A 23,940-nucleotide genomic window follows, 5' to 3' on the forward strand; every position below is an offset into this window, starting at 1 on the left:
CGTCGCCTGGTGTCAAATACGTATATGGTGTCTAACACTAGTGTTCAGTGTTTTTTCAGCCTCTACTCAAAGTGCATTCAAATTAAATCCGGAGTTCACACAGAGTTCGATCCTGCTATCCATAATCGAATCGGTGCGTTTCTATTGCGCGCTTTCTTATGCTCGTAGACCTGTTAACTCACACTTTGAATTGAGATGAGAGCTTTGAAGAAACTGTTTTCCTTCCGCGCGGTCGGTGGATTGTTGACGCTGGCTTTGGTTGGGGGCGGTATCGCCACAGCTGTTGTTCCAGCTGTTGGGGCCCCTGAAGATCAACTTATTACTAGTGGAACGACTGAATGGCGTTATCTTGATGACGGCACTGATCCTGCTGATGGTCTGCCTGGTCGCACCGATTGGACTCTGGCTGAGTTTGATGACAGTCAGTGGAAGACCGGCGCCGGGAGTTTTGGTGCGAAGAAAGGCGAGAAAGCAGAGCTGTCTGGTGGGTATACTCCGGATAACCTGCTGAACCAGTACAAAGAGGGTACCGGAGAGAACCATGAAGCGTTTTTCTTCCGTACCACCATCGATGTTGACGCTGCTGAGCTGGAAGGCGATAAGCAGCTGGCCGGTGAAGTGATCTACGATGACGCGGCAACTGTCTTCGTTAACGGAGAAAAAGTTGCTGGTTTCGACGATGCTGGCATTCAGTATGCGGCTGATGGCGAAGGACGCAACCTGGTTTATGGTGGCTCTAACGCTGGTGCTCCGAAGACCGGCCAGATCGAGGTCGATGCAGATATCCTCAAGCCCGGGGAGAACACTATTGCGGTTCAATTGCACCAGGGGCGGGCCGCCAGCTCTGATATTTACTTGGATATGACCAAGCTGAGCCTCACTGGTGGGGGCCAGGACTCACCGAATCAGGCCAAGCATTCCTTGCTCCTGGGCGTCGGCTCCGACCCCAGTGAGCGCTACATCTCCTGGTTCACCGCCACTGGTGTTCATGAAGTCGTGCAGATCGCAGCTGGTGAGCACGCTGAGATGCCGAGTGAGGCCCAGACAGTTCAGGCAGTCACGCGCGGGACGAGTGCTGTTGAGGGTGAAGATTTTGTTCACGCTACCCTGACCGGTCTGACCCCGGGTGTTTATTCCTATCGTGTTGGTTCCGAGGAAGGTGGCTGGACTGATATTGAGCAGTTCCGCGTCTACGAGGACACCTTGGAGCACCAGTTCACCTTCATGGGCGACGCTCAGATCGGAGCGTCTGGCAATATTGAAAGGGATGGCATTGGTTGGCAGACCACCTTGGATGCTGCCAACGAAATGTTCCCCGAGGCCCAATTCATGTACTCGGCCGGTGACCAGGTGCAGACCTACGCTGGGGATTCGGCCGAGTACCGGTCTTATCTGGCTCCGAAGCAGATGCGTACTCAGGTTTCTGCGCAGACTCTGGGTAACCACGACTTCAACCGCAACCAGATTCAGAAGCTCTACGGTGAGCACTTCCACCAGCCCAACCTGTGGGAAGGCGACCCGACCGAGGGCACCTACTGGTTCAAGTACAACGGCGTATTGCATCTGAACATCAGCACCGAATATCCGCTGAATGATGGTAGCTACGATGCCTTGCGGGCTTATCTGCAGAATGTCATTGCTGAAGAGTCTCACGACACTCACTGGACCGTGCTGACCTTCCACCGCTCGATCTACTCCTCCGGAGCTACCCACTCGCAGACGATCACCACCCGGCGCCTCCGTGAAGGCATCTCCCCGATCGTCAAGGACCTTGATATCGACCTGGTGCTGGCTGGTCATGACCACAGCTACACCCGTACTCACCTGATGGACGGTACCACCCCGATCGTCCCCGAGGACGCCGAGGCTAACGCTGAGACGTTCGCAGCGACCCCCGTCAATGACCCGAACGTCGACCACGACGTTGTCTACCCTCAAGATGGTCAGGTGCTGTACATCACCGCGAACTCGTCCTCCGGTTCAAAGTACTACAGCCTTGTACCGTCTAGCTGGACCCCGTGGAAGCACACCAATAACCAGAACTACACTCCACAGTTCACCAACGTGGACGTCAAGGAGTGCTCGCTGACCATGACCACGCTCACTAACACGGGTGAGCAGGTCGATAAGGTCGAGCTGGTCAAGGACAAACTGGCTCCGGAGATAGTTCATCCCGGTGACACCTCGATTCAGGTCGGGGCTGACTTCGATCCGCTGGCCGGCGTTGAGGTTTCCGACGGTTGCGATGCCGTTGCCGTTGAAGACGTCACCGTCACCGGTGAAGTCGATACCGCCGTACCCGGAGAATACGAGCTGACCTACACCCTTGTGGATGCTTCCGGGAACGAACGGGCCGTGACTCGTACCGTGACCGTAATTGAAGGTCAAGCCCCAGGCGAAGACCCGACTGAGGTTCCGACTGAGGTTCCGACGGATGGTCCGACTGAGGTTCCCACGGAGGATCCAACTGAGGTTCCGACGGACGAGCCAAGTGAGGAGCCGACGGAAGGTACCCAGGAGCCTACTGAGGGTGCAACTGAGGAGCCGACGGAAGGTACCCAGGAGCCTACTGAGGGTGCAACTGAGGAGCCGACGGAAGGTACCCAGGAGCCTACTGAGGGTGCAACTGAGGAGCCGACGGAAGGTACCCAGGAGCCTACTGAGGGTGCAACTGAGGAGCCGACGGAAGGTACCCAGGAGCCTACTGAGGGTGCAACTGAGGAGCCGACGGAAGGTACCCAGGAGCCTACTGAGGGTGCAACTGAGGAGCCGACGGAAGGTACCCAGGAGCCTACTGAGGGCGCAACTGAGGAGCCGACGGAAGGTAGCACCCAGGAGCCCACTGAGGGTGCAACTGAGGAGCCGACCGACGACACTAGTCAGAAGGCCAGCGAGGATGCTTCTGCGACAGAGTCGACAGAGCCTGAGTCCAGCGAAGCTGGTCAGGACGCCGAGCAACCCGGTCAGCAAGACCGTGATGGTGATCTGGCCAGCACCGGTACGATGGCCTTGGCTATCGGCGTGGCAGCTGCTGTGCTGATTGCTCTGGGTCTACTGCTGACCATCACCCGACGGAAGCGTCACAGCTAAGAGTTGACCGACATAACCACAACAGTTCGGTGGCGAACTCACTGACGGGTTCGCCACCGAATTGCGTTCCGGTGGAGGTTTCGACGGTGTTAATCTTGGGGTCACCGGCGGTTCTCGTGTATCTGCTCTACTACTGGTGGTCACTTCATCACTCATGAGAGGAAATCTGCCGATGTTCTCTGCGCGCAAGCGTGTCCTGGCGACCATCTTGCTGGCGCCTCTGACCGGTGCCGGCTTGGTGCTAGCTCCCTTCACAGCCACCGCTGAAACTCTTGAACAACCATCCGCCGAGGTGGCCCAGTCCGAGGTCACGGTGGTGATTAATGAAGTCGTGTCGAAGGGTGGAGACCCTGGCGACTGGGTGGAGTTCTACAACTACGGTACTGAGGATGTCGATCTGTCGGGCTACGTTCTGAAAGACGATGACGACAGCCACTCCTATGTCTTCCCGGAGAACACGGTGATTCCGGCTGGGGGATACCTGGTCATCGACGAGAAAACCGCTGATAACCCAGGATTTGATTTCGGGCTCGGCGGAAAAGATCAGGTACGCCTGTTCGCACCCGATGGCACCACCCTGGTGGATTCGGTGTCCTGGGATACCCACGCCAATGGTAGCTATAGTCGCAACGCTGACGGTGACGTGGTCGAAACCGCCAACCCCACCAAGGGCGCTGCTAACGACTTCGGTTCCGAGGATACCGCTCCTGGAAACGACCGGTCTGTGGTGATCAACGAAGTCGTTTACGACGACATCGAAGGTTACGAAGACTCCATCGAGCTCTACAACACGTCCGAGACCGAGGTGGACCTGACCGGCTACAGTGTCCACGACGACAAAGATCGTCCCGGCGAAGGTGACTTGAAAGGTTCCTTGGCCCCCGGCGAGTTCCTGGTGCTCACCAAAGACAAGGACTTTTCCTTCGGTCTGGGGAAGGGCGACTCGGTTTCCCTCCGTGATGCGTCTGACGCCGAAATTGATCGCCTCGACTACGAGGCCACCAGCCCGATTGCTAACTTCTCTCGGTGCCCGGACGGCACTGGCGAGTTCCAGCACGGTACCAAGACCACGCTGGGTGCACCCAATAATTGCGAACCAGTTGCCGAGATTCCGACCCCAGGCGAGCTGGTGCTCAACGAGATTGATTCCTCCCCGGCTGACTGGCTGGAATTCTTGAATCCCGGTGATGAAGAGATCGACATTTCCGGTGTGGAAATTCGAGACAACTCCGATGACCACCGCTTCCGCTTCCCGCAGGACACCACGTTGGGCGCGGGTGAATACCTGATCGTCGACAGCAAGACCACCGGTGAGGTCTACAACGATACTGCCGATATCTGGGAAGAGGGCACCTTTGAGGCAGCGATCGGTATTGGATCCGGAGACAGCATCCGCGTCTACGATGCCGAGACAGGTGAACTGACGACCGAATACAGCTGGAGTAACCACCCGGCCATTGATGGCGATGAACAAGCTGCCACCTGGGCACGGTGCCCCAATGCGACCGGACCCTTCGGGCTGGGTTATGCCACCCCGGGTGAAGCCAACAAATGCGCTCAGCCGGCCGTGGTGATCAACGAAATTGAATCCAATGGTGACGCCACCGACTGGGTGGAGGTCAGCAACGTCTCCGAGTCCGAGGTCAACATCTCCGGCTGGACGCTGATGGATAACGACCCCATCGGTCACGCCAACGACACCACGCCACTGCCCGAGGGCACCACGCTGGCTCCCGGTGAGCTGTTCGTCTTCGACCAGGGTGAGCACTTCGACTTCGGCCTGGGCTCCGACGACACCGCAACCATCCGCGATGCCGCCGGCAACACCGTCGACGAGCACTCTTGGACCCAGCACGCCGAGGGCGTACTGGCCCGTTGCGATGGTGAACTGATCGACGTCCCGGTTTCCACCAAGGGTCAGCCCAACGCCTGCGGTAACCCCGTGGTGCTCAACGAAGTTGAATCCTCCGACGCCGATGGTGGCGAAGACTGGATCGAACTCTACAACCCCACGGCTGAGAAGCTGGATGTCTCCGGCCTGGGCGTGATGGACGACAAAGAGCGTGACTACACCATCGCCGAGGGCACCATTATCGAGCCCGAGAGCTACCTGGTGATCGACAACCTGGACTTCGGTCTCGGTGGCGATGACGAGGTGCGCATCTTTGACGGCGAGCGGTTGATTCAGTCGACCAGCTGGAGCTCTCACGCTGAGCAGACCTGGGGTCGCTGCCCGGATGCTACCGGTGAATTCGCCAACACTCAGAAGCCCACCCCCGGCGCGGTCAACCAGTGCCACGGCATCCCGAATGTCATTGAATGGCCCGGCGACCCGAATCCGCGTGTGATTGATGAGGAACCGATGTTCTTGACCGACTCCTCCGGTCTGGATTTTGCTGATGGTCACCTGTGGGCCGTAGATAACGGCACCGGCATCTTCTGGAAGCTGGTTGCCCACCAGGACGGCTCCGTGGAATACGCCGAAGGATGGGAAAACGGCAAGCGTGCCCGGTTTATCCAGGATGCTGACAACCCGGAGGCCGCTGGCCCAGATGCGGAAGGCATCACCGTTGACGGCGACGGCATGGTTTACATTGCCTCCGAGCGTGACAATAGCGATAAAGGGACCAACTACAACACCATCCTGCAGGTTGATCCCAACGAGCCCGGCCCCGATGTGGTCGCCAGTGCTCAGTGGGATCTGACCGACCTGTTGCCCAGTGTCAATGCCAACCTGGGCATTGAAGCTGTCGAATGGATCTCCAACGACGCTGTGAAGGACAAGATCGTTGATCTCTCCCAGGCTGAAGACGGATCGGTGCTCTACGATCCGGCAAACCACCCGAACGCTATCGCCAACGGGCTGTTCTTCACCGCTTTGGAGAACGACGGCAAGCTGTATGCTTTCGTTCTGGAACCGGAAGGCAAGGCTACTTTGGTGACGGTCATTGATCCTCAGATCGGTGGCGCGATGGGACTGCACTACGACGTGGATACCGATACGCTGTGGGTTGCTGCTGATGACGGATACCAAGGCACTCACGCCAAGGTGACCTTCAATGGCACCGACACTCCGGAGGTGGTTCACGTCCAGCGTCCGGCTGGTATGGAGAACCTCAACAACGAGGGCTTCGCCATCTCCACCATGGACTACTGCGTTGACGGTGAACGTCCGGTCTGGTGGTTCGCCGATGGGTTCGAGTCCGGTTCATTGCGCGCTGGCACCCTGAAGTGCGGTGCCCCGGATGACGAACCAACTGAGGAGCCGACGGACGAACCGACTGAGAACCCGACCGGTGGTCCGACGGACGAACCGACGGAAGAACCAACTGAGGAGCCGACGGACGAACCGACTGAGAACCCGACCGGTGGTCCGACGGACGATCCGACTGAGGAGCCGACGGACGAACCGACTGAGAACCCGACCGGTGGTCCGACGGACGATCCAACTGAAGAGCCGACGGACGAACCGACTGAGTCTGACCAGCCCGGTCAAAAGCAACCGGAGGGCGACGACAGCGTCCCGGCCGCAGGCCAGGATGGAGAGGACGGTAGCTCTCAGGATGGTCTGGCTGCGACCGGTGCGGTGGGTATTCCGCTCGGGGTTGTCGGTATCGTCTTGCTCCTGCTGGGCGCATTCATGGCGATTCGACAGAACCGCCGGATGCTGAACTAACTCTCCCAGCGCTGCTGCTCGCGCGCGTGGGTCTCAAGGTAGGCACCTGGAGAAAACTTCTCGTCGTAGAAGTCAGTATCCAGGTGCTGAGCCTGGAGATAGTTCATAATCCACACTGACGGAACCGTGCCGGGGAATTTCCCGAAGGTCTCGTCGATATATTCGGCCTGGATCGAGATCAACTCGATAAACTCCTCGTCGAACGGTGCTGCTGCTGAACGCACGCGTGGCGTGTCCTTCCAGGGCCCCGGTGTGTCCGGGTGGAATGGTCCGCCGACCCCAAACTTCCGCTCCGCCAGAGCATGCACGGCCTGAGTCATCGAGCCGAAATGCGGGCGGGTGAAGGACTCGAATACACCCTCACGTCCGGTGGGGTTCGGGATCGCCCAGCGCTCATCCTGGTCGTAGCGGAAGCTCAGTCCCGGCACCTCTGCTTCACCGGATGCACCCAGCACCGAGAGCCGGTCGATCCCGTCAAAGCTCCACCCGCCGAGTCCGATGGCCCCCAATGCCAGATGTCCAACATAACTGGATGTCATCAGCTCGGCACTGGCTTCAGCCAGTGAGTACTGCTCGACGAAGCTCAGCGGTTGTGGGTCGTCGAAGTGGTCCAGCCGGTGCTCGAATTTCTCCAATCCGGGAATCGGACGATCGTTGATGTCGTCGAAGAGCACGTATCCGTTCTGGGAGAAGAAGGCGATGTTCAGTAGCGTCTGTTGGGCTAAGTCCGCGACCGGAATCACCAACAGTGAGCCCGGCCAGTTGCCAATCCAGGTGTTATGCCCCTCGAAATAGGGTTGTTTGCGAGGTAAATACAGTCGCTCGTCGTTGAGCTTGACCGCCCGAGCTAACACCGCGTTGAGTGTCGCTTCGACCTGGTCGGTCTCGGCGGGGCTCGCGCCTTCCCAGCTGTGCTCCAGCGGCTGATCGCGGGTGGGCAGATAGTAGGTGCCGGAGTCATCGGTGAAGAAGAACTGGGTGGTGTGAAACCCGGCTGCTGAGGGGAAAGTTCGGCCGATAGCCGAGCCACTGTAGTTGGGAAACTGGGGCTGGTAGCCGGGGTGTCGAGTAATGCCGAAGTGCCAACCGGTTTGACCGGTTACGGTGGCTAAAACCAACGCCCGTTGGAGATTGGTCAGGGGACGAGACGCCTGCGAGGAGGTGTAGGCTAATACCCCGTCCGGGATCTCACCGCCGACCGGAAACCGCCGAGATCGGCGACCGATGATCGCCTCATACAGCGGGAACTCCGCAAGTTCGGCCAGAGCCGTGCGTTCGTGATCGGATAAGGAAATCGACTGCAGGCCATTATCAAAAACCGTCATGGTGCTCCTTTGAGTGTGTCAGCAGGTCCGGTCAGTGATGCCTGTATCGTAACGACGGATACACCATGGCAGAAGGGTGTTGTCACGAACTGTCACATCGCCCTGGTGTGTTCACCGCCGATCTGCACCACGCCACGACCTCGAATCTTCCGGTTCGCCAGGTCCTGATACGCCTGATCGATCTGGTCAAAGCGGTAACGGTTGGTGATCAGTTTCGAGAACTCAAGTGCGCCGGTAGCCGCCAGCTCGATGACCTTCGGCATCGTCTGGGCCGGAGGAGCGCCGAAGCAGCCACGAATCTGGATCTTGCGACGGACCAGCTTGGTGATTTCGACCTCCAAGAGATGACCGGCCGGGGCAATACCTGCTAACACCACGCGACCGCCGTCATCCACCAGATCCACGGCCTGCTTGGTGGTGGCGGTCGAACCCAGCGCCTCAAACACCACCGTGGCGCCGTGTCCCAGCAACTGGGCCACCACGGTGGCTGGATCAGCTACGGTGGAATTGATAGTCGCAGTGGCACCCAGCTGTCGAGCGAGAGCAAGCTTCTCGTCGTCAATATCCACAGCAATGATGTTGGTCGCCCCGGCCACCCGGGCAAGATGAATAATGCTCAAACCGATCCCACCGGCAGCAACCACTACCACGTCATCGCCGGGTCCCACCTCGCCGACGTGGTAGACCGCACCGTAGCCGGTGAAGATGCTGCACCCGAGGATCGCGGCGTCGGGAAGTGACACCTCATCCGGGAGCGGGAAGACCGCATTGACCGGCACCACCGCGCGGTCGGCATGACCCGACATGGAATACATGGCCACCTGAGAGCCGTCGGGGCGGTGGAGCCGGGTGGTCCCATCCAGGAGGCGACCGTTGAGTCGGTTCTGTGTGAAGAACACCTCGCAGAGTTCGGAGATGCCGCGCTCGCAGTGTCGGCACCGGCCACACGGCATGATGAAGCTACAGGCGACCCGGTCCCCAGGTTTCACGCGAGTCACCCGGTCTCCCACCTGCAGGACCACCCCGGAAATCTCGTGTCCTAACACCGCCGGGCGAGGGAATGCCACCTCGTCTTTGAGCACGTGCAAATCGGTATGGCAAACACCGCAAGCGGCCACCTCGACCAGCACCTCATCAGCTCGGGGTGCATCCAGTGACAGCACTTCGGGATGCAAACGAGGTTCACGGTCCTGGAGGACGAAAGTTCGTGCAGATGCCGGTGGGGTAGCGGTCATGGCAATCTCCGTGTTGGTAGAAGCGATTTAATCGTTGTATCCGTGGACGCGTCCATGTTGCTGGACATATTTGACAATGAGCGTGCAGTCTTTAAACCCGAGACCTTCGTCGACGAGACGTTTCAGTTGTGATTGAGCAAGTTCGGCTCCGGGCAGATTTAGGCCAGCGTGCTCTCCGGCTTGCAGAGCCAGGGTCACATCTTTGAGCGACAAATTCGCCGCAAAACCGGCCTCAAAATTGTTATTAGCGGCAGATGTTTCAACTACGCCAGGAACGGGATACCAAGTCTGTTGTGTCCAAGACATTCCAGATGAAGCCGAAATAATATCCCAGAAAACCTTAGCGTCCAGACCAAGAGCTTCAGCCAATTGAGATCCCTCTGAATTGGCTATTAGGTTGATATGAACCATCATGTTGTTTACGAGTTTGGTCGCAATGCCCTTTGTTCCCGTACCGGCCAAAAAGACGTTATTCGCCATTGGTTCAACGAGCCTTTGAGCCCTTCTTGCCACGGACAGATCTCCGCCAATCATGAAAGTCAGGGTTCCGGCCGCTGCGCCGGAAATGCCACCAGAAACAGGTGCATCAACGAAGCTAAAACCTCTTTGTCCGGATTCGCGGTGGCAAAACCGAGAGGTGCCAATATCAACAGTCGAGGAGTCTATAAGGATCGCGTTTTGTGGCGCGTGCGCCCAGATACCGTCTTTGCTTGCGAAAACACGGCGCACGTGTTCCCCGTTCGGCAACATGGTAAAGACCGCGTCCGCATCTTTAACCGCCTCGGGGAGGGATTCCACGGCTCGAACGCCATGCCGGCTCGCTTGGTCCCGAGCGACCTTATTGATGTCGAATCCGTAAACTATATGGTTTGCCTCGACCAGCTTCTGTGCCATTCGGGATCCCATGTTTCCGAGCCCGACCCATGCGTACGTAACCATCCAAGCCTCCTGATAGAGTGGTATAGATCACTTTATGGTGCATGCTTGCCGAGCTCAATGCGCACACGGAGTCAAGTAATGCAACCGTGCTGTGCAGTGAATCACAATAGGGGATTTGGTAAGGAAACCCAAGGAAGTATCGTTGCAAATCTACTGAGTATGACTTTATGGATTGGGAAAAGCTCTATTCGCACTTACCGTCGCTTATGACCTTTTTGAGCGTGTCACGAAACGGGACGTATTCTGCAGCGGCAGAGCAACTGGGGATCAATCACGCAACGGTTTCTAGGCGTATTGCAGGCTTAGAGGCAATTCTTGGCACCCGGCTACTTGTCAGCGGCGAAGATGGCTGGCATCCTACAGAAGAGGGCCTGCGGGTACGCAGGGTTGCCGAAGAGATTGAAGCTTCGCTAGCGAACTTAGCGCAGTCTGACCAAGCAGGGGCCGTTTCTGGCACGATCAGGGTAGGCGCCCCGGATGCGTTCGCAGTGGTGGCGTTAACGCCAGCGTTGGCGCAATTAAGAACTCGGCATCCAGCGCTTTCAGTAGAGGTGTTTAGCTCGACTAGGAATCCCACACAAAATAGTGCGGCGCTGGATTTAGAAATTGTCGTGGGCGAACCTCGAAAAGTACATGGAGAAAAGATCCCGCTACTGGAATATGGGTTCTCTCTCTATGCTTCAGGTCGCTACCTCGCGAACTATGGCACACCGCGCACTATTAGAGATCTTGAAAAGCATAGGCTCAACTACTACACGGAGTCCGGGATCGTGGTGAGAGCGCTCTTGGACGCCAAAGCCATCCTTCCTGCAATGAAGACGGGGATTGCGTCAAATAATGTATTTGTGCACCTGGAAGCTACTCGTCACGGCACAGGCATCGGTCTCTTGCCAGACTTTTTAGGCTCCCAAGACCAGCTTCTCATTCCAGTCTTAGAAGGAGAATATCGCTTCCCTGTAGAGTATTGGGCGATAATTCGCGATGGCGCTCTGCGTAGGCCGGCGGTAACTGCTACTTGCGCCGTTGTTAGGAATGTGTGTCAGTCTTTTTCCGCTGGCTGGCGCTAAGCGTGCGAAACGCGGCCCGTTATCGGGTGGCGCTACTCATTCTTTGGGAACCCGAGATTGATGCCCCCGTGTGATGGGTCTGGCCAGCGGGTGGTGATGACCTTCCCGCGGGTGAAGAAGTGAATCCCTTCTGTGCCGTGTGCATGTGTGTCGCCGAACAAAGAGTTCTTCCAACCTCCAAAAGAGTAGTACGCTATTGGCACCGGAATAGGTACGTTGATGCCAATCATTCCTACTTGGACCTCGTTTTCGAATTTTCGAGCTACTCCACCGTCATGGGTGAAAATAGCCGTTCCGTTTCCGTAAGGATTGGCATTAATCAGTTCTATAGCTTCTTTATAGGATTCGACGCGAACGACCGATAGTACAGGACCAAAGATCTCCTCGGTATAAATGGACATCTCGGGTGTCACGTGATCAAAGAGCGTCGGGCCTAGAAAGAAGCCTGCGCCCTCGGAATCGAAGTCTCCCTGTCGACCATCTACGACAATCGTTGCCCCTTCTCTTTCGCCGGCGTCGATATATCCCGAGACTTTATCGCGGTGGGCAGAAGTTACTAACGGCCCCATATCAGTACCGCGGTTTCCATCACCAGTGCGAAGTGCCTGAGCGCGTTTAGCGATCTTGTCGACGAGCTCCTCGGCAATGTCTCCAACGGCTAAGAGGACAGAAATCGCCATACAGCGTTCACCTGCAGATCCGAAGCCGGCATTAATAGCATTGTCTGCAGCGAGATCAAGGTCAGCGTCGGGTAGCACAACCATGTGGTTTTTGGCGCCACCGAGAGCTTGAACCCGTTTACCGTGCGCGGTTGCCGTTTTGTACACGTACTGGGCAATTGGCGTTGAGCCAACAAACGAAACCGATTCTATATCCTCGTGCGTCAGTAAACGATCGACAGCATCCTTTCCGCCGTGTACGACGTTGAATACACCGTCTGGTAGTCCGGCCTCTTTCCATAGTTCAGCTTCCCAATTAACGGCGCTTGGATCCTTCTCGGAAGGCTTGATGACTACGGTGTTACCCGTGGCAATAGCGATAGGAAAGAACCACATCGGAACCATTGCTGGGAAGTTGAAGGGTGAGATGATGGCAACGGGTCCTAAAGGTTGCCGTTTGGAATGTACATCGACACGGGTAGAGGCATTTTCGGTGTAGCTACCTTTGAGGAGGTGGGGGATGCCACAAGCGAACTCCACAACTTCCAGCCCGCGCATTACTTCACCGAGTGCATCGTCTAGAACTTTGCCGTGTTCGGCAGTAATGATTGACGCCAATTCCTCTTTGCGTTGATTGAGAAGTTCGCGGTACTTGAACACGATGCCAACGCGTTTACTCAGAGAGGTATCTCGCCAGTTCGGGAATGCCCTTTTAGCGGCATTGACCGCTTGGTCTACTGTTTGGCTACCGCCCATTATGACTTCACCGCTGACTGCGCCAGTTGCCGGGTTTGTGACCGGCGAGGTTTCTTGCTCCACGCCGTTTGTGTACTCGTTATTAATCCAGTGCTGAATGATGCGTTTCATGCTTGCTCCTTTATCTCGTGTTTGGGGTGTGTTGTGCGACCGTATTAAAGGATCATTGCGAACGGGATCATGATCGCTGTGACGACGACGGGGATTAGCAAGGTAATGACACAAACGTCTTTATAAGACTCTTTATGAGACATACCGCAGACCAGCAGAAGCGTAATGACTGCACCGTTGTGGGGCATAGAGTCCAAGCCACCAGATGCCATTGAGGTGATGCGGTGAAGTGCTTCCATAGAGATGCCCTGTTCTTCTGCCATTTCGGCAAAATCAGGTCCGAAGGCATTGAGCGCAATGGTCATACCTCCAGAAGCGGATCCTGTCACACCTGAGATGACTGAGGTGGATACAGCAGAAGTGATAAGAGCGTTGCTGCTGACCCCGAAGATTCCGTCACGAATAATGGTGAACGCACCTAGGGACGCGATTACGGCACCGTATCCAACCTCAGAAGCGGTATTGAAAATCGGTTGGAGCGAGTTCTTGGCTCCATCGATAAGTGACGCCCAGAGGTTTCTAATGCGACGAATATTGAAGAGCAAGACGCTGAGGATCGCCGCAAGTAGCGCTAGAAGGACGGCCCAGGTGGCGGAACGATCGGCAAGCGTGATCCCCCCAAACTTTTCATCTTCAAGCACTGACCAGTCCAATGCGGGGAAGACGAACATGGTGCATCCGAAGTTGACGATAAAAACCAAGAGGAAGGGGATAAATGGCACAATGTTATTTGGTGGAACAAGCGTCCGTGGTGCTTTGCCTTCTGCGTCTGGAGAATCTTCGGAGGCACGTGGTGGGCTGGCAACGTTTCGAACACCTTCCCGCGTTTCTTCTTGGTCTGACTCGGGCTGACTCAAGCCGAGGTCAGCTCCTCGCCCGAACTTAGACTCCAAAATTGTCGTATCGCCGAAGCTTTCACCCTTTCGGACAAGTGCCCGGGATCTGTACTCGAGCCAGACCATACCCAGCACAAACATCAATATTCCGGCCACAATCCCGATTAAAGGTGCGGCGAATGTACTGGTACCGAAGAACTGGCCAGGAATAATATTCTGGATCTGCGGAGCACCTGGAATTGCGGTCATTGTGAATGTCAGTATCCCTAGAGCGATGGTGCTGGGTACCAGGCGACGCGGTAGATTCGCTGCTTTAAACAGTTCGCGAGCGAGAGGAAACATGACAAAGGCAGCGACAAATACGCTGATACCGCCGTAGGTCATCAGCGCTGACGTGAGTACGGTGGCGAAGACTGCGCGCTTGGGTCCCAACCATTTCGTGATGACTTGCGCTAGTGCCGTTGCGTAACCAGAGGCGAGCATAAGCGCGCCAAAGATGGCCCCTGTGAGGAAAATAAGGAAATAGTTGCTGATGAAACCTGCAACGCCCGGCATGAATATCTCTGTGAAAGTTGGTAGTAGCGGGACTCCCGAGAGCAACATCGCAACAAATGCAGAGATAGGTGCCGCCACAATAACAGGGACGCCTCGGTAAGCTAACGTGATCAGTAAGATCAACGACGCGATAATGCCAATGAGCCCTATGGCCATTTTTTGCCCTTCGTGTGAATGTGAACAATGGTGTACGAGCCGATGCTCTTCACGAATCGACGGTATTGTGTTTCATGTCACATTACGGTGGCCGTGGTGTTGGCTCAATGTCCTGGGGGTGGAAGATTTTTAGGGCCGGCTGTGCGTGCGTGCACGGGTGCCGTGGCGAGGGCTCTTGAGCTCGCTTTTTAAGAAGGTGTGTTTTCCCTCAATCGCTCTCTATGGTCGGGTAGCCGTCCTTGAGTTCTTGCGACTTCAGCGGTGGCAGATTCCTTTTGAATAGGCCCTCCCGGGGTTTGAGGATCTTGCAATGTGGCCACTCCTTATGGGCCACGCAAGTATCTATCGCTTCTATTGTGTTTCGTTGGTGAAGTTTGGGGGAGTGCGTGCTGGAGCTGAATCTTTCACCAACATGACGAGATCCACGCAGGTATCTCAAAAATCAACAGTCTTAGCAAAGAGCGGAACTCGCGAGGTCGGTTTGAGCTGTCAAAACGCACCTCAGACCGAGAATCTGCGGAGTTTTCGCTCGCTGTGGCCGAGTCGCAGAATTTCCCATTCGGCTCTGACATGCACATTTACGCATATGTTTATAAGAGGCTCTGGAAAGTCCCGCGCTGACCGGGTTTCCCTAGCTTAACACAGTAGTGAGGTAGATCACGTTACCGGCGGTTACCCCCGTATGACTTACCGGACGGGCGTCAGTACGCTGAAAGCGAGTCCACGTCACAACTCACAAATACGACAAAGGGAGCAAAGTGATGAAGGCAGTACTGTACTACGGCAAAGAAGATCTACGCAACGAAGAAATCGATGAGCCAGAGCTGGTTCCCGGTACCGTGAAAATTGCCCCGGCATACAACGGTATCTGCGGCTCGGACTTGAGCTTGTACTTCAACGGTCCGGTACCGCCGGCACCGACCGCAGACGAAAAGCACCCCCTGACCGGAGACACCCTGCCGATCGTCTTCGGCCACGAATTTTCCGGCGTCGTTACCGAGGTTGCTGACGATGTGGAAGGCATCAGCCCCGGCGATCACGTTGCTGTTGAACCGGTCATCGTCTGTGGCGAATGCTTCCCCTGCCAGTCTGGGCAGTACAACCTGTGCACTAAGGCCGGTTGCCACGGTATCTCCGGTAACGGCGGTGGCTTGGCTGAACAGCTCGTCGTGGACAAGCAGTGGGTTCACCCGGTCGGTGACCTGCCCCTGGACCAGGCTGCGCTGATCGAGCCGCTGTCTGTAGCGTTGCACGCTGTGAAGAAGTCCGGCGTGGAGTCCGGTCAGACCGCGGTGGTTGGCGGTATGGGCCCGGTGGGCCAGCTGGTCGCCGCCGTGCTGAAGGCGCGTGGCGTACATGTGATCGCCTCCGAGGTGTCGGCCAAGCGGAAGGAATTCGCCAAGAAGGCCGGCTACGTCGACGCCGTGATCGATCCGACCGAAGAGGACCTTGTCGACTACGTCAAGGACAAGACCGACAACGCCGGTGCCGCCGTGGCCTTCGACTGCGCCGGTGCTCAGGTGGTCTTCGAACAAATGCTGGACTCCCTGGGCGCAGGCGGCCATCTCGAGGTCGTCGCTGTGCACACCAAGGCCGTTGACCTGGATATCACCAACAAGCTGACCCTCTCGGAGCACTCGGTGGGTGCTTCTTTCGGATACGCCGGTGACCACGAAGAAGCTATTGAGCTCGTGAAGTCCGGCAAGGTGAACCTCGAGCAGTTCATCTCCTCAGTGATCAAGCCCGAAGATATCGTGGAAAAGGGTTTCAACCAGTTGCGTGACCACGCTGATGAGGAAGTGAAGATCCTCGTCGAGGTCAACGCTCAGGACAAGTAAGACTGCGTTCTCGCTCACATCGCGCTCCCTTCCGGTAGAGTTTCCGCAATATGGACTTATAGTTCCGCGGACTGACTGGAAGGGAGCGCGAATGGTTAACGGCGTCCAATCGGTGGAGCGGGCTTTCCTCCTTCTGGAGCACATTGCCGGTGCCGGCGGTGAGATCTCGCTGTCCGAGCTAGCCGAGCAGACCGCACTCCCGCTGCCGACGATTCATCGGCTGTTGAAGACCCTGGCCCACAGTGGCTACGTTCGGCACTTGCCGAATAAGCACTATGGGCTGGGACCGCGCCTGATCCGGCTCGGTGACCTCGCTTCACAACAGTTGGGGTCCTGGGCGCGACCCTACCTCGCCGAAGTCACCAATGCCGTTCAGGAATCCACCAATATGGCCGTGCTGGACGGCGATATGGCGACCTATGTCGCCCAGGTTCCCTCCGCTCAAAGCATGCGCATGTTCACCGAAATCGGTCGGCGCGTCCACACCAATTGCTCCGGTGTTGGAAAAGCCATGCTCTCTCAGCTACCAGACGAGCAGATCGAACAATTGGTCGTCCGTGCGGGGATCCACCAGCCCACCGGACGGGGTCCTGCCACAGTCGCCGAACTGCTCGACGAAATTCGCGCCGTCCGCGCTCGCGGATACGCCACCGACGACGAAGAACAAGAACTCGGCGTGCGCTGTTTTGCCGTCCCCGTCCCGGACTTGCCGACCCCGGCGGCCATTTCTGTCTCGGGTCCGGTGACCCGGGTGGATGCTGCGTTCAAAGAACGAGCCGTGCCCTTACTCCAACGAGTCGCCTGGCGCATCGCACGTGTCGCCGCAACGCGTGGCTAATATCCACGATACGGAAAAGAACTTTCACAAATACGCGAGGTGGGCTAGAGTACATTTCGTCACACCTGCCCGTGAACTCCATCTCAGGGGGACCGATGGAACGTCTTGCGCTTGAAGAGCTCCAGCAGCAACTCCCTGCTGACGTGCTGGTGACCAATCCCGCCACCATCGAGTCGTACCGCTGGGACCGGGCGAATGACCCTGAGGCCGGTACCCCTCTGGTTGTGGTGCGTCCGACCAGCACCGAGCAGGTCCAACAGATCGTGACCATCGCCGCCAAGTACCGCATTGCCCTGGTACCCCGGGGTGCCGGAACCAGCCTGTCGGGTGGTTCTACCGCCGTGGACAACGGTATTGTGCTCTCGCTGGAACGGATGAATTCCATCGAGGTTCACCCGCAGACACGTTCGGTCACCGCCGGCCCCGGGGCGCTGAATGCCGAGGTCAAGGTCGCCGCGGCAGAACACGGCTTGTGGTACCCACCAGATCCCTCCTCCTTCGAAATCTGCTCCATTGGTGGCAATGTGGCTACCAATGCCGGAGGCTTGTGCTGTGTGAAATACGGGGTCACCACCGATTACGTGTTGGGGATGACCGTGGTGCTCGCCGATGGCAAGATCATCACGCTCGGTGGCCCCTGCATCAAAGATGTGGCCGGGCTGTCGTTGACCAAGCTGTTCGTGGGGTCGGAAGGCACCCTCGGCGTGATCACCGAAGTCCACCTGCGCCTGATCCCGCGCCAAAAACAACCCACCACGATGGTGGCCACCTTCCCGTCGCTGGAGTCGGCGACCCAGGCGGTGCAACAGATCACCCGGACAATGCGCCCCTCAATGCTGGAATTCATGGATCACGCCACCATCCAGGCCGTCAACGCCGCCACCGGCATGGGACTGGACGATCAGGCTGCAGCGTTGCTGATTGCCCAATCCGATGAATCGACTGCCTCGGCGGTGGAAGAAATCCAGCGGATGGAAGCGATCTGTACCGAGCAGGGTGCCACCGAGGCCTTCTGCACCGATGATCCTGAGGAAGGCGAGGCTTTTGTCACCGCCCGCCGAGTCGCGATCCCCTCTATTGAACGGATGGGTGCGGTGTTGCTAGAAGACGTCGGCGTGCCTCTGCCGAAACTTAGCGAGTTGGTGGTGGGGATCAACCAGATCGCGACCCGGCACCAGGTGAGCATCCCGACCATGGCTCACGCCGGGGACGGCAATACTCACCCGTTGGTGGTTTTGGATCCCACCGATCCGGAGCAACAGGCCCGAGCGCACCAGGCCTACGGAGAGATTATGGACCTGGCTATCGGTTTGGGCGGGACCATCACCGGCGAACACGGAGTGGGTCGGCTGAAGCGACCCTGGTTGCAGGACTATCTTGGCGAGGACATCATGGAACTCAACCAACGCATTAAGGACGCCCTGGACCCGCTGGGCATTATGAACCCCGGCGCCATCTTTGACGCGACAGATAAGGAGAACTGACCGTGACTCAACCGAACTACGCCGAACGTGCTGGACTGCAGGTGGCCGATGAGTTGCTGGAGTTCGTGGAAACCCACGCGCTACCGGCTGCTGAGCAGGATGCCGAGAGCTTCTGGTCCGGGGTGGCTGAGATCTTCGCCGATTTGACCCCGAAGAACCAGGCGCTGTTAGCCACCCGTGATGAGCTACAGCAGCAGCTGGACACCTACTACCGCGAGCACAACGGCGTCGGCGACGCTGCGAGGTATCGCGCATTTTTGGAAGAGATCGGCTACCTGTTGCCGGCCCCCGAGGAGGTCAAGGCCACCACGACCAACCTGGATGTGGAGATCACCCACCAGGCCGGCCCGCAGTTGGTGGTCCCGGTGAGCAACGCCCGCTTTGCCATCAACGCCGCCAATGCCCGGTGGGGTTCGCTCTACGATGCCTACTACGGCACCGATGCGATCGATCAGTCCGATGGGAAAGAACCGGTGGGAGACTACAACCCGGTTCGCGGTGCTGCGGTGATCGCTAAGGGTCGCGAACTGCTGGATCTCGCAGCCCCGTTGACCGCTGGCTCTCACGCTGACTCCACCGGCTACCGGGTGGTTGAGGGCGCCCTGAAGGTCACGTTGTCGAACGGGACCGAGACTGAGCTGGCTGATCCAGAGGGCTTCATCGGCTACACCGGATCCCCCGAACAGCCCGAGACGGTGTTGTTGCGCCATAACGGCCTGCACCTGGAGATCGACTTTGACACCTCGGGCACCATTGGCTCCACCGATGGTGCCGGGATCCAGGACATCATGCTGGAATCGGCCGTGACCTCGATCATCGACCTGGAAGACTCGGTGGCTGCGGTAGACGCCGAAGATAAAACCCTGTGCTACTCCAACTGGTCCGGGCTGGTCAACGGCACGCTGAGTGAAGAGGTGACCAAAAACGGCAGGACCTTCACTCGCGTGCTGGCAGATGACCGCCACTACACCGCCGCCAATGGCACCGATACCATCTCGCTGAAGGGCCGATCGCTCTTGTTGGTGCGCAACGTGGGCCATCTGATGACCACCGATGCGGTGCTGGATGCCGAGGGCAATGAGGTGCCCGAGGGTATTTTGGACGCGATTATCACCTCGCTGGTGGCCGTGCCGAACCTGCGCTCCGGGAAAGGGAACTCTTCGACCGGATCGTTATATATCGTCAAACCGAAGATGCACGGTCCGACCGAAGTTGCTTTCGCCGTGGAGACCCTGGGCCGGGTCGAGCAGCTGCTCGGATTGCCCGCAACCAGCCTGAAGATCGGCATTATGGACGAGGAGCGTCGCACTTCGGTCAACCTGGCTGCCGCGATCAACGAAGCCAGCGATCGGGTATTCTTCATCAACACCGGATTCCTGGACCGCACCGGAGATGAAATCCACACCTCGATGCACGCCGGTGCCGTGGTGCGCAAGGCAGATATGAAGGCTCAGCCCTTCCTGAAGGCCTACGAAAACTCCAACGTCGACATTGGCTTGGCGGCCGGCTTCCGCGGTACTGCCCAAATTGGTAAGGGCATGTGGGCCAAGCCGGATTTGATGGCCGATATGCTCGAGGAGAAGATCGGTCACGTCCGCTCCGGGGCCACCGCCGCCTGGGTGCCCTCACCGACCGCGGCCACATTACATGCCCTGCACTACCATCTGGAAGATGCCTTCCAGGTCCAGTCCGAGATCGCTCAGCGTCAGGCCCAGTCCCTCGAGCCGTTGCTCCAGCCCCCACTGGGTGAGCCCGAGAAGCTCAGCGATGAGCAGCGCCTGGCCGAGGTGGACGAAAACGTCCAATCCATCTTGGGCTATGTGGTGCGCTGGATCGACCAGGGCGTGGGTTGCTCGAAGGTACCCGATATTCACGACGTGGCTCTGATGGAAGACCGCGCCACCCTGCGGATTTCCTCTCAGCTACTGGCCAACTGGCTCGAACACGGCGTCATCACTCAGGAGAAGGTGGATGAATCTCTGGCTCGCCTGTCTGCTGTGGTCGATGAACAAAACGCTGGCGACCCGAACTACGAGGTGTTGATGCCCAACGGTCAGGGCGGAATCGCCTTCCAGGCCGCTCGTGCGCTGATCGTTGAGGGGGCCGCCCAGCCCAACGGCTACACCGAACCGTTGTTGCACCGCTACCGTCGGGCCAAGAAGCAGGAACAGCGCGGCTAATTCTCACACGCAATCGGCACCGTTCTGAATCGGGACGGTGCCGAGGCGTTAAAGGTCGCGCATGAACCTGACGGCGTGGTGCATTGCCTCACGTGCGCCACGCCAGACGCCCAAGGAATTGACGAAGGGGTGCAAGAGTCCGGAATTCACCCGCAGTGTGGTCTCCACTCCGGCCTCACGTAGAGCCTGAGCATAGGCGAGACCTTCGTCGCGCAGTGGATCAAATCCGGCCACTGACACGTAGGCCGGTGCGGTGCGTGCCAGCAACTCAGGTGGCGCCAACAATGGAGAAACGCGCCAGTCGGTGGCCAACTCCAGTTCAGAACCCAGATAGTGGTTGCGATACCATCGCATGTGCTTGCGCGTGAGGAAGTACCCGCGTGCGAATTCGTCGTATGAGACCGTATCCAGCCGGCTCAGGTTAGTTACCGGCACAAAGAGCATCTGTGCCACTGGCTGTGAGCTACCTGAATCCGCTCTGAGCAAAGATACCGCCGCACTTAGGTGCCCACCGGCCGAATCGCCGGCAATGATCACCTTATGCGGATCCACCCCGGGAACCTGGCCTTCCAGGACGGCATCCAGGGCGTCGTTCACGGCCAACAGCGCCGTCGGATGAGGGTGTTCCGGGGCGAGCGGGTACTCCAGGCTAATCACGATGACCTCGGCACGATGGCACAAGAACCGGGCGGTCGAATCGTGACTGCGCGTCGATCCCAGGGTCCAGCCACCCCCATGAGCGTAGAGCACAGCGGGACGAGGGATCTGAGCTCCAATCGGATAGTAGACCCGCGCGAGTACTCCGCCCACATACTGGGTGGTGACAGCTAAAACGGCCGGACTTCCTGGGTTGCCGGCGGCCGCTTCCTTCTCGATCTCGCTGCGGGCCTGATCTACCGGGAGATCGGAGAAGTCTTTCGTGGCGAGGTTGAGAACTGCCAGAGAAAGACGAACATCGGAGTCCATCCGGTCCCCCGAGCGATTCGTCAGAGCAGGGACAACTCGGTCCAGTACAGTATCAGGGATCCGGTCGAGGGCTCGAGCCGCCAGCGTGAGGCTAGACATGGTTAATACCGCATCAAGGCAGCAACATTCTCGACGCGACCATCGGAAATGATGATGACCCGACCAGAGTTCAACAGCGTATGCAGAATGGCGGTGTTCACCTGACCGGTGCCATCTGAGGCGGACAGTGCGGGGTTGATAAAGAGTCGGTCCACCCGGCCTTCGACCGCTCCATCGCGGATCACATCGGGTTGGGTCTCGCCCAAGCCGGTGCCAGCCACATTGGCGAAGCGCTCATACTCGGCATCATCGGCGGCAGCGAATCGCGGGCGGATGATCTGCTCCCAGACCTCATCGCGCAACTCAGCACCGGATTTAGTCTCCGGGTTACCGGCCAAGAATTCCTCGGTCACTACCGGATACGACGAATAGCCTCGGACCTCTGGGACGAGTTCGGACACGGAGGCTACCACCAGTGGCTGCGAGCGCGCCCGGCCGAGTTCATCACCCAGCGAGGCCCCCACATCGTGTAAGAACTTTTGCTGTTCGACTTCGAAATTGCTGTTCCCATTGCCGCGCACGCCCGGGGTATAACCGGAACTACGATCATCCGACTCCCATTCTTCACGGGATTCCGGAACGTGGTTGAGCTCCAGCTCGGTGACGGTATCTTTGGTGGCATCAAAAAGCCGCACTTTATTTTGAGCCAGAGCCAGAATGTAAAACGCTGAGGACTCGGTGAGGGCCTCGGCAATCGGTCGCAACACGAAGTGCTGATTGACGTGAACGTATTCGGTGACCGGAACACCGAGCCGGTAGGCCCGCCAAAAACCATCGGCAGCAAAGAGTGCCAGGGTCTCAGACTGGTCACGCACAAAACCCGGGTCGGAGACTAGCTCCTCCAGCGGCGCCACGATCTGGTTAATGGCGTCGGGGTCGGAAGCCTGCTTTTTCGCCTCATTCAGCGCGGATTTAATCCGGGTCGCCGTCTCCGAGGAGCTGTGGTGGATCGGATTGGTGGGAAGGAATATCGAGACCTTCAACCCCTCGGCGGTAGCCATGGCTTTCAGGTCTTCTGCGGTGATCTGATCAAACTGTCCGTGTAGTCCCATGAGTTCACACTACCGAGGAGACCGAAGTCACGTCTAGGTGTACTTCCCCGTGAGGTTGTGAACGCGGTCTGCTGGTGAGAGTCCCCCGATGGCGGTGTGGGCTCGGTGGTGATTGTAGTCATGTAAGAACGCTGCGTACGAGTTTTCGCGAGCACTGTCACTGGCATACGGTCTCGCGTAGGCCCATTCGTTCATCAGCGTCCGGTTGAACCGCTCGACTTTCCCATTCGTCTGCGGACGGCGAGGCCTCGTCCGCTTGTGCCTGACCCCATCTCCGAGGGCTTGCTGGGAGTCCGCGGACCGGTAACAAGCCCCGTTGTCCGTCATGACTGCTTCGATCGCGACACTGATACTGGTGAAGAACCTGTTCGCCCGCTTCCAGAAGCCTGCTGCGGTGTGTTTCTTCTCGTCATTGAGGATCTCGGAGTAGACCAGCCGGGAGTAGTCATCGACGGCGTGATGCAGGTACCGATACCCCCGCGACGAAGGCTGCCCGGCACGCGCGGCTTTGCCCCGTGAGGACTGGACCTTCCGGTCCTGGCCCGATCCGCGGCCATGAGCCCGCCATCCGCCACCGTTAGGGATGCGGCCAAGCTTCTTGACATCAACGTGGACCAGCTGGCCGGGCTGCTCGGCTTCGTAGCGACAGGGTGCGGGCCGGCGGACCGGCAGGCCGGTGGCCTGATCGATGCATTCCAGGTTAGGCATCCGGTAGCGGGCCAGGACCTGCCCGACGGTCGAGCGTGGCACGCGCAGGTGGTAGCCGATCCGGTGCGGCCCCCATCGGCGGTTGAACCGCAGCGCGATGATGCGTCGCTCGGTACGTGCGCTGAGCCTGTTCGGGCTGTGGTGCGGACGGCTCGAGCGGTCAGCCAAACCGGTCCCTGCCCGGTGCCGGCTCACCCAGCGAGACACCGTTGCCGGGGACACCTGGAAGCGTTCAGCAACGCGTCGCTGGGGCCAGCCGTGATCGACAACAAGAGAGACGAGCCGGCGCCTACCCTCAATGGTCATCGGGGCGTTACGGTGTGTCATGGAAGACCTCCGGGTCAGGGTGCGTGTCGTTACCCACCTCGAT

The 23,940-nt window shown here is 58.2% G+C and carries 15 protein-coding genes; 7 read left to right on the forward strand and 8 right to left on the reverse strand.

Annotated elements, in window-relative coordinates; genetic code table 11:
* Positions 1–195 precede the first annotated feature (195 nt).
* Positions 196–3,090, forward strand: coding sequence for an immunoglobulin-like domain-containing protein (locus DYI20_RS12800; protein WP_122549186.1), 2,895 nt, complete (start codon positions 196–198; stop codon positions 3,088–3,090).
* Positions 3,091–3,262: 172 nt separating this feature from the next.
* Positions 3,263–6,766: a lamin tail domain-containing protein gene (locus tag DYI20_RS07015; RefSeq protein WP_166769952.1), complete on the forward strand. Its 3,504-nt coding sequence runs from the start codon at positions 3,263–3,265 to the stop codon at positions 6,764–6,766.
* Here DYI20_RS07015 and DYI20_RS07020 read toward each other — a convergent pair.
* From DYI20_RS07020 to DYI20_RS07030, 3 genes are all read right to left on the reverse strand, one after another.
* Positions 6,763–8,091 carry a hypothetical protein gene (locus DYI20_RS07020; RefSeq protein ID WP_110098972.1) on the reverse strand — a complete coding sequence of 443 codons (1,329 nt, stop codon included), beginning with the start codon at positions 8,089–8,091 and terminating at the stop codon, positions 6,763–6,765. The two genes, DYI20_RS07015 and DYI20_RS07020, sit on opposite strands and share 4 nt — an antisense overlap.
* A gap of 92 nt (positions 8,092–8,183) precedes the next feature.
* The gene (locus tag DYI20_RS07025; RefSeq protein WP_122549188.1) at positions 8,184–9,326 is read right to left on the reverse strand and encodes a zinc-binding dehydrogenase; all 1,143 of its coding nucleotides are present in this window, start codon (positions 9,324–9,326) and stop codon (positions 8,184–8,186) included.
* Between the two features lie 27 nt (positions 9,327–9,353).
* Positions 9,354–10,265 (reverse strand): NAD(P)-dependent oxidoreductase, encoded by a 912-nt coding sequence (locus DYI20_RS07030; protein ID WP_122549189.1) that lies wholly within the window; start codon positions 10,263–10,265, stop codon positions 9,354–9,356.
* Positions 10,266–10,432: 167 nt separating this feature from the next.
* Between DYI20_RS07030 and DYI20_RS07035 the strand changes: the two genes are divergently transcribed.
* Complete coding sequence (locus DYI20_RS07035; protein WP_122549190.1) at positions 10,433–11,332, forward strand: LysR family transcriptional regulator; 900 nt, start codon at positions 10,433–10,435, stop codon at positions 11,330–11,332.
* Positions 11,333–11,364: 32 nt separating this feature from the next.
* On the opposite strand, the gene DYI20_RS07040 is transcribed toward DYI20_RS07035, so the two are convergent.
* Positions 11,365–12,858: a CoA-acylating methylmalonate-semialdehyde dehydrogenase gene (locus tag DYI20_RS07040; protein ID WP_122549191.1), complete on the reverse strand. Its 1,494-nt coding sequence runs from the start codon at positions 12,856–12,858 to the stop codon at positions 11,365–11,367.
* A gap of 44 nt (positions 12,859–12,902) precedes the next feature.
* On the reverse strand, positions 12,903–14,405 hold the full coding sequence (locus tag DYI20_RS07045; protein ID WP_122549192.1) for a GntP family permease: 1,503 nt from the start codon (positions 14,403–14,405) through the stop codon (positions 12,903–12,905).
* A 761-nt stretch (positions 14,406–15,166) separates the two neighbouring features.
* Between DYI20_RS07045 and DYI20_RS07050 the strand changes: the two genes are divergently transcribed.
* The 4 genes from DYI20_RS07050 to DYI20_RS07065 all read left to right on the forward strand — a co-directional run bounded on the left by DYI20_RS07050 (position 15,167) and on the right by DYI20_RS07065 (position 20,745).
* Complete coding sequence (locus tag DYI20_RS07050; RefSeq protein ID WP_122549193.1) at positions 15,167–16,243, forward strand: 2,3-butanediol dehydrogenase; 1,077 nt, start codon at positions 15,167–15,169, stop codon at positions 16,241–16,243.
* A 91-nt stretch (positions 16,244–16,334) separates the two neighbouring features.
* Positions 16,335–17,081 carry an IclR family transcriptional regulator gene (locus DYI20_RS07055; RefSeq protein ID WP_122549194.1) on the forward strand — a complete coding sequence of 249 codons (747 nt, stop codon included), beginning with the start codon at positions 16,335–16,337 and terminating at the stop codon, positions 17,079–17,081.
* 95 nt (positions 17,082–17,176) lie between these two features.
* Positions 17,177–18,565: an FAD-binding oxidoreductase gene (locus DYI20_RS07060; protein WP_122549195.1), complete on the forward strand. Its 1,389-nt coding sequence runs from the start codon at positions 17,177–17,179 to the stop codon at positions 18,563–18,565.
* 2 nt (positions 18,566–18,567) lie between these two features.
* Positions 18,568–20,745: a malate synthase G gene (locus DYI20_RS07065; RefSeq protein ID WP_122549196.1), complete on the forward strand. Its 2,178-nt coding sequence runs from the start codon at positions 18,568–18,570 to the stop codon at positions 20,743–20,745.
* Between the two features lie 48 nt (positions 20,746–20,793).
* On the opposite strand, the gene DYI20_RS07070 is transcribed toward DYI20_RS07065, so the two are convergent.
* From DYI20_RS07070 to DYI20_RS07080, 3 genes are read right to left on the reverse strand one after another with little or no spacing between them, the layout of a single operon-like run.
* Positions 20,794–21,810 carry an alpha/beta hydrolase gene (locus DYI20_RS07070; protein ID WP_110110414.1) on the reverse strand — a complete coding sequence of 339 codons (1,017 nt, stop codon included), beginning with the start codon at positions 21,808–21,810 and terminating at the stop codon, positions 20,794–20,796.
* A 2-nt stretch (positions 21,811–21,812) separates the two neighbouring features.
* A complete protein-coding gene (locus DYI20_RS07075) occupies positions 21,813–22,862 on the reverse strand; it encodes a baeRF3 domain-containing protein (RefSeq protein WP_122549197.1) in 1,050 nt (349 codons plus the stop codon).
* A gap of 33 nt (positions 22,863–22,895) precedes the next feature.
* The gene (locus DYI20_RS07080; RefSeq protein ID WP_122549198.1) at positions 22,896–23,897 is read right to left on the reverse strand and encodes an IS481 family transposase; all 1,002 of its coding nucleotides are present in this window, start codon (positions 23,895–23,897) and stop codon (positions 22,896–22,898) included.
* Positions 23,898–23,940: the final 43 nt, after the last annotated feature.

It is taken from the genome of Auritidibacter ignavus (genome assembly GCF_003703835.1).
Taxonomy (GTDB): domain Bacteria; phylum Actinomycetota; class Actinomycetes; order Actinomycetales; family Micrococcaceae; genus Auritidibacter; species Auritidibacter ignavus.

What these genes read in the sequence shown, in the direction of transcription:
- DYI20_RS07015 (WP_166769952.1), top strand. Translation starts at nt 3,263, where the DNA reads ATGTTCTCTGCGCGCAAGCGTGTCCTGGCGACCATCTTGCTGGCGCCT.
- DYI20_RS07075 (WP_122549197.1), bottom strand. Translation starts at nt 22,862, where the DNA reads ATGGGACTACACGGACAGTTTGATCAGATCACCGCAGAAGACCTGAAA.
- DYI20_RS07060 (WP_122549195.1), top strand. Translation starts at nt 17,177, where the DNA reads ATGGAACGTCTTGCGCTTGAAGAGCTCCAGCAGCAACTCCCTGCTGAC.
- DYI20_RS07080 (WP_122549198.1), bottom strand. Translation starts at nt 23,897, where the DNA reads ATGACACACCGTAACGCCCCGATGACCATTGAGGGTAGGCGCCGGCTC.
- DYI20_RS12800 (WP_122549186.1), top strand. Translation starts at nt 196, where the DNA reads ATGAGAGCTTTGAAGAAACTGTTTTCCTTCCGCGCGGTCGGTGGATTG.
- DYI20_RS07040 (WP_122549191.1), bottom strand. Translation starts at nt 12,858, where the DNA reads ATGAAACGCATCATTCAGCACTGGATTAATAACGAGTACACAAACGGC.
- DYI20_RS07025 (WP_122549188.1), bottom strand. Translation starts at nt 9,326, where the DNA reads ATGACCGCTACCCCACCGGCATCTGCACGAACTTTCGTCCTCCAGGAC.
- DYI20_RS07045 (WP_122549192.1), bottom strand. Translation starts at nt 14,405, where the DNA reads ATGGCCATAGGGCTCATTGGCATTATCGCGTCGTTGATCTTACTGATC.
- DYI20_RS07030 (WP_122549189.1), bottom strand. Translation starts at nt 10,265, where the DNA reads ATGGTTACGTACGCATGGGTCGGGCTCGGAAACATGGGATCCCGAATG.
- DYI20_RS07070 (WP_110110414.1), bottom strand. Translation starts at nt 21,810, where the DNA reads ATGTCTAGCCTCACGCTGGCGGCTCGAGCCCTCGACCGGATCCCTGAT.
- DYI20_RS07035 (WP_122549190.1), top strand. Translation starts at nt 10,433, where the DNA reads ATGGATTGGGAAAAGCTCTATTCGCACTTACCGTCGCTTATGACCTTT.
- DYI20_RS07020 (WP_110098972.1), bottom strand. Translation starts at nt 8,091, where the DNA reads ATGACGGTTTTTGATAATGGCCTGCAGTCGATTTCCTTATCCGATCAC.
- DYI20_RS07050 (WP_122549193.1), top strand. Translation starts at nt 15,167, where the DNA reads ATGAAGGCAGTACTGTACTACGGCAAAGAAGATCTACGCAACGAAGAA.
- DYI20_RS07055 (WP_122549194.1), top strand. Translation starts at nt 16,335, where the DNA reads ATGGTTAACGGCGTCCAATCGGTGGAGCGGGCTTTCCTCCTTCTGGAG.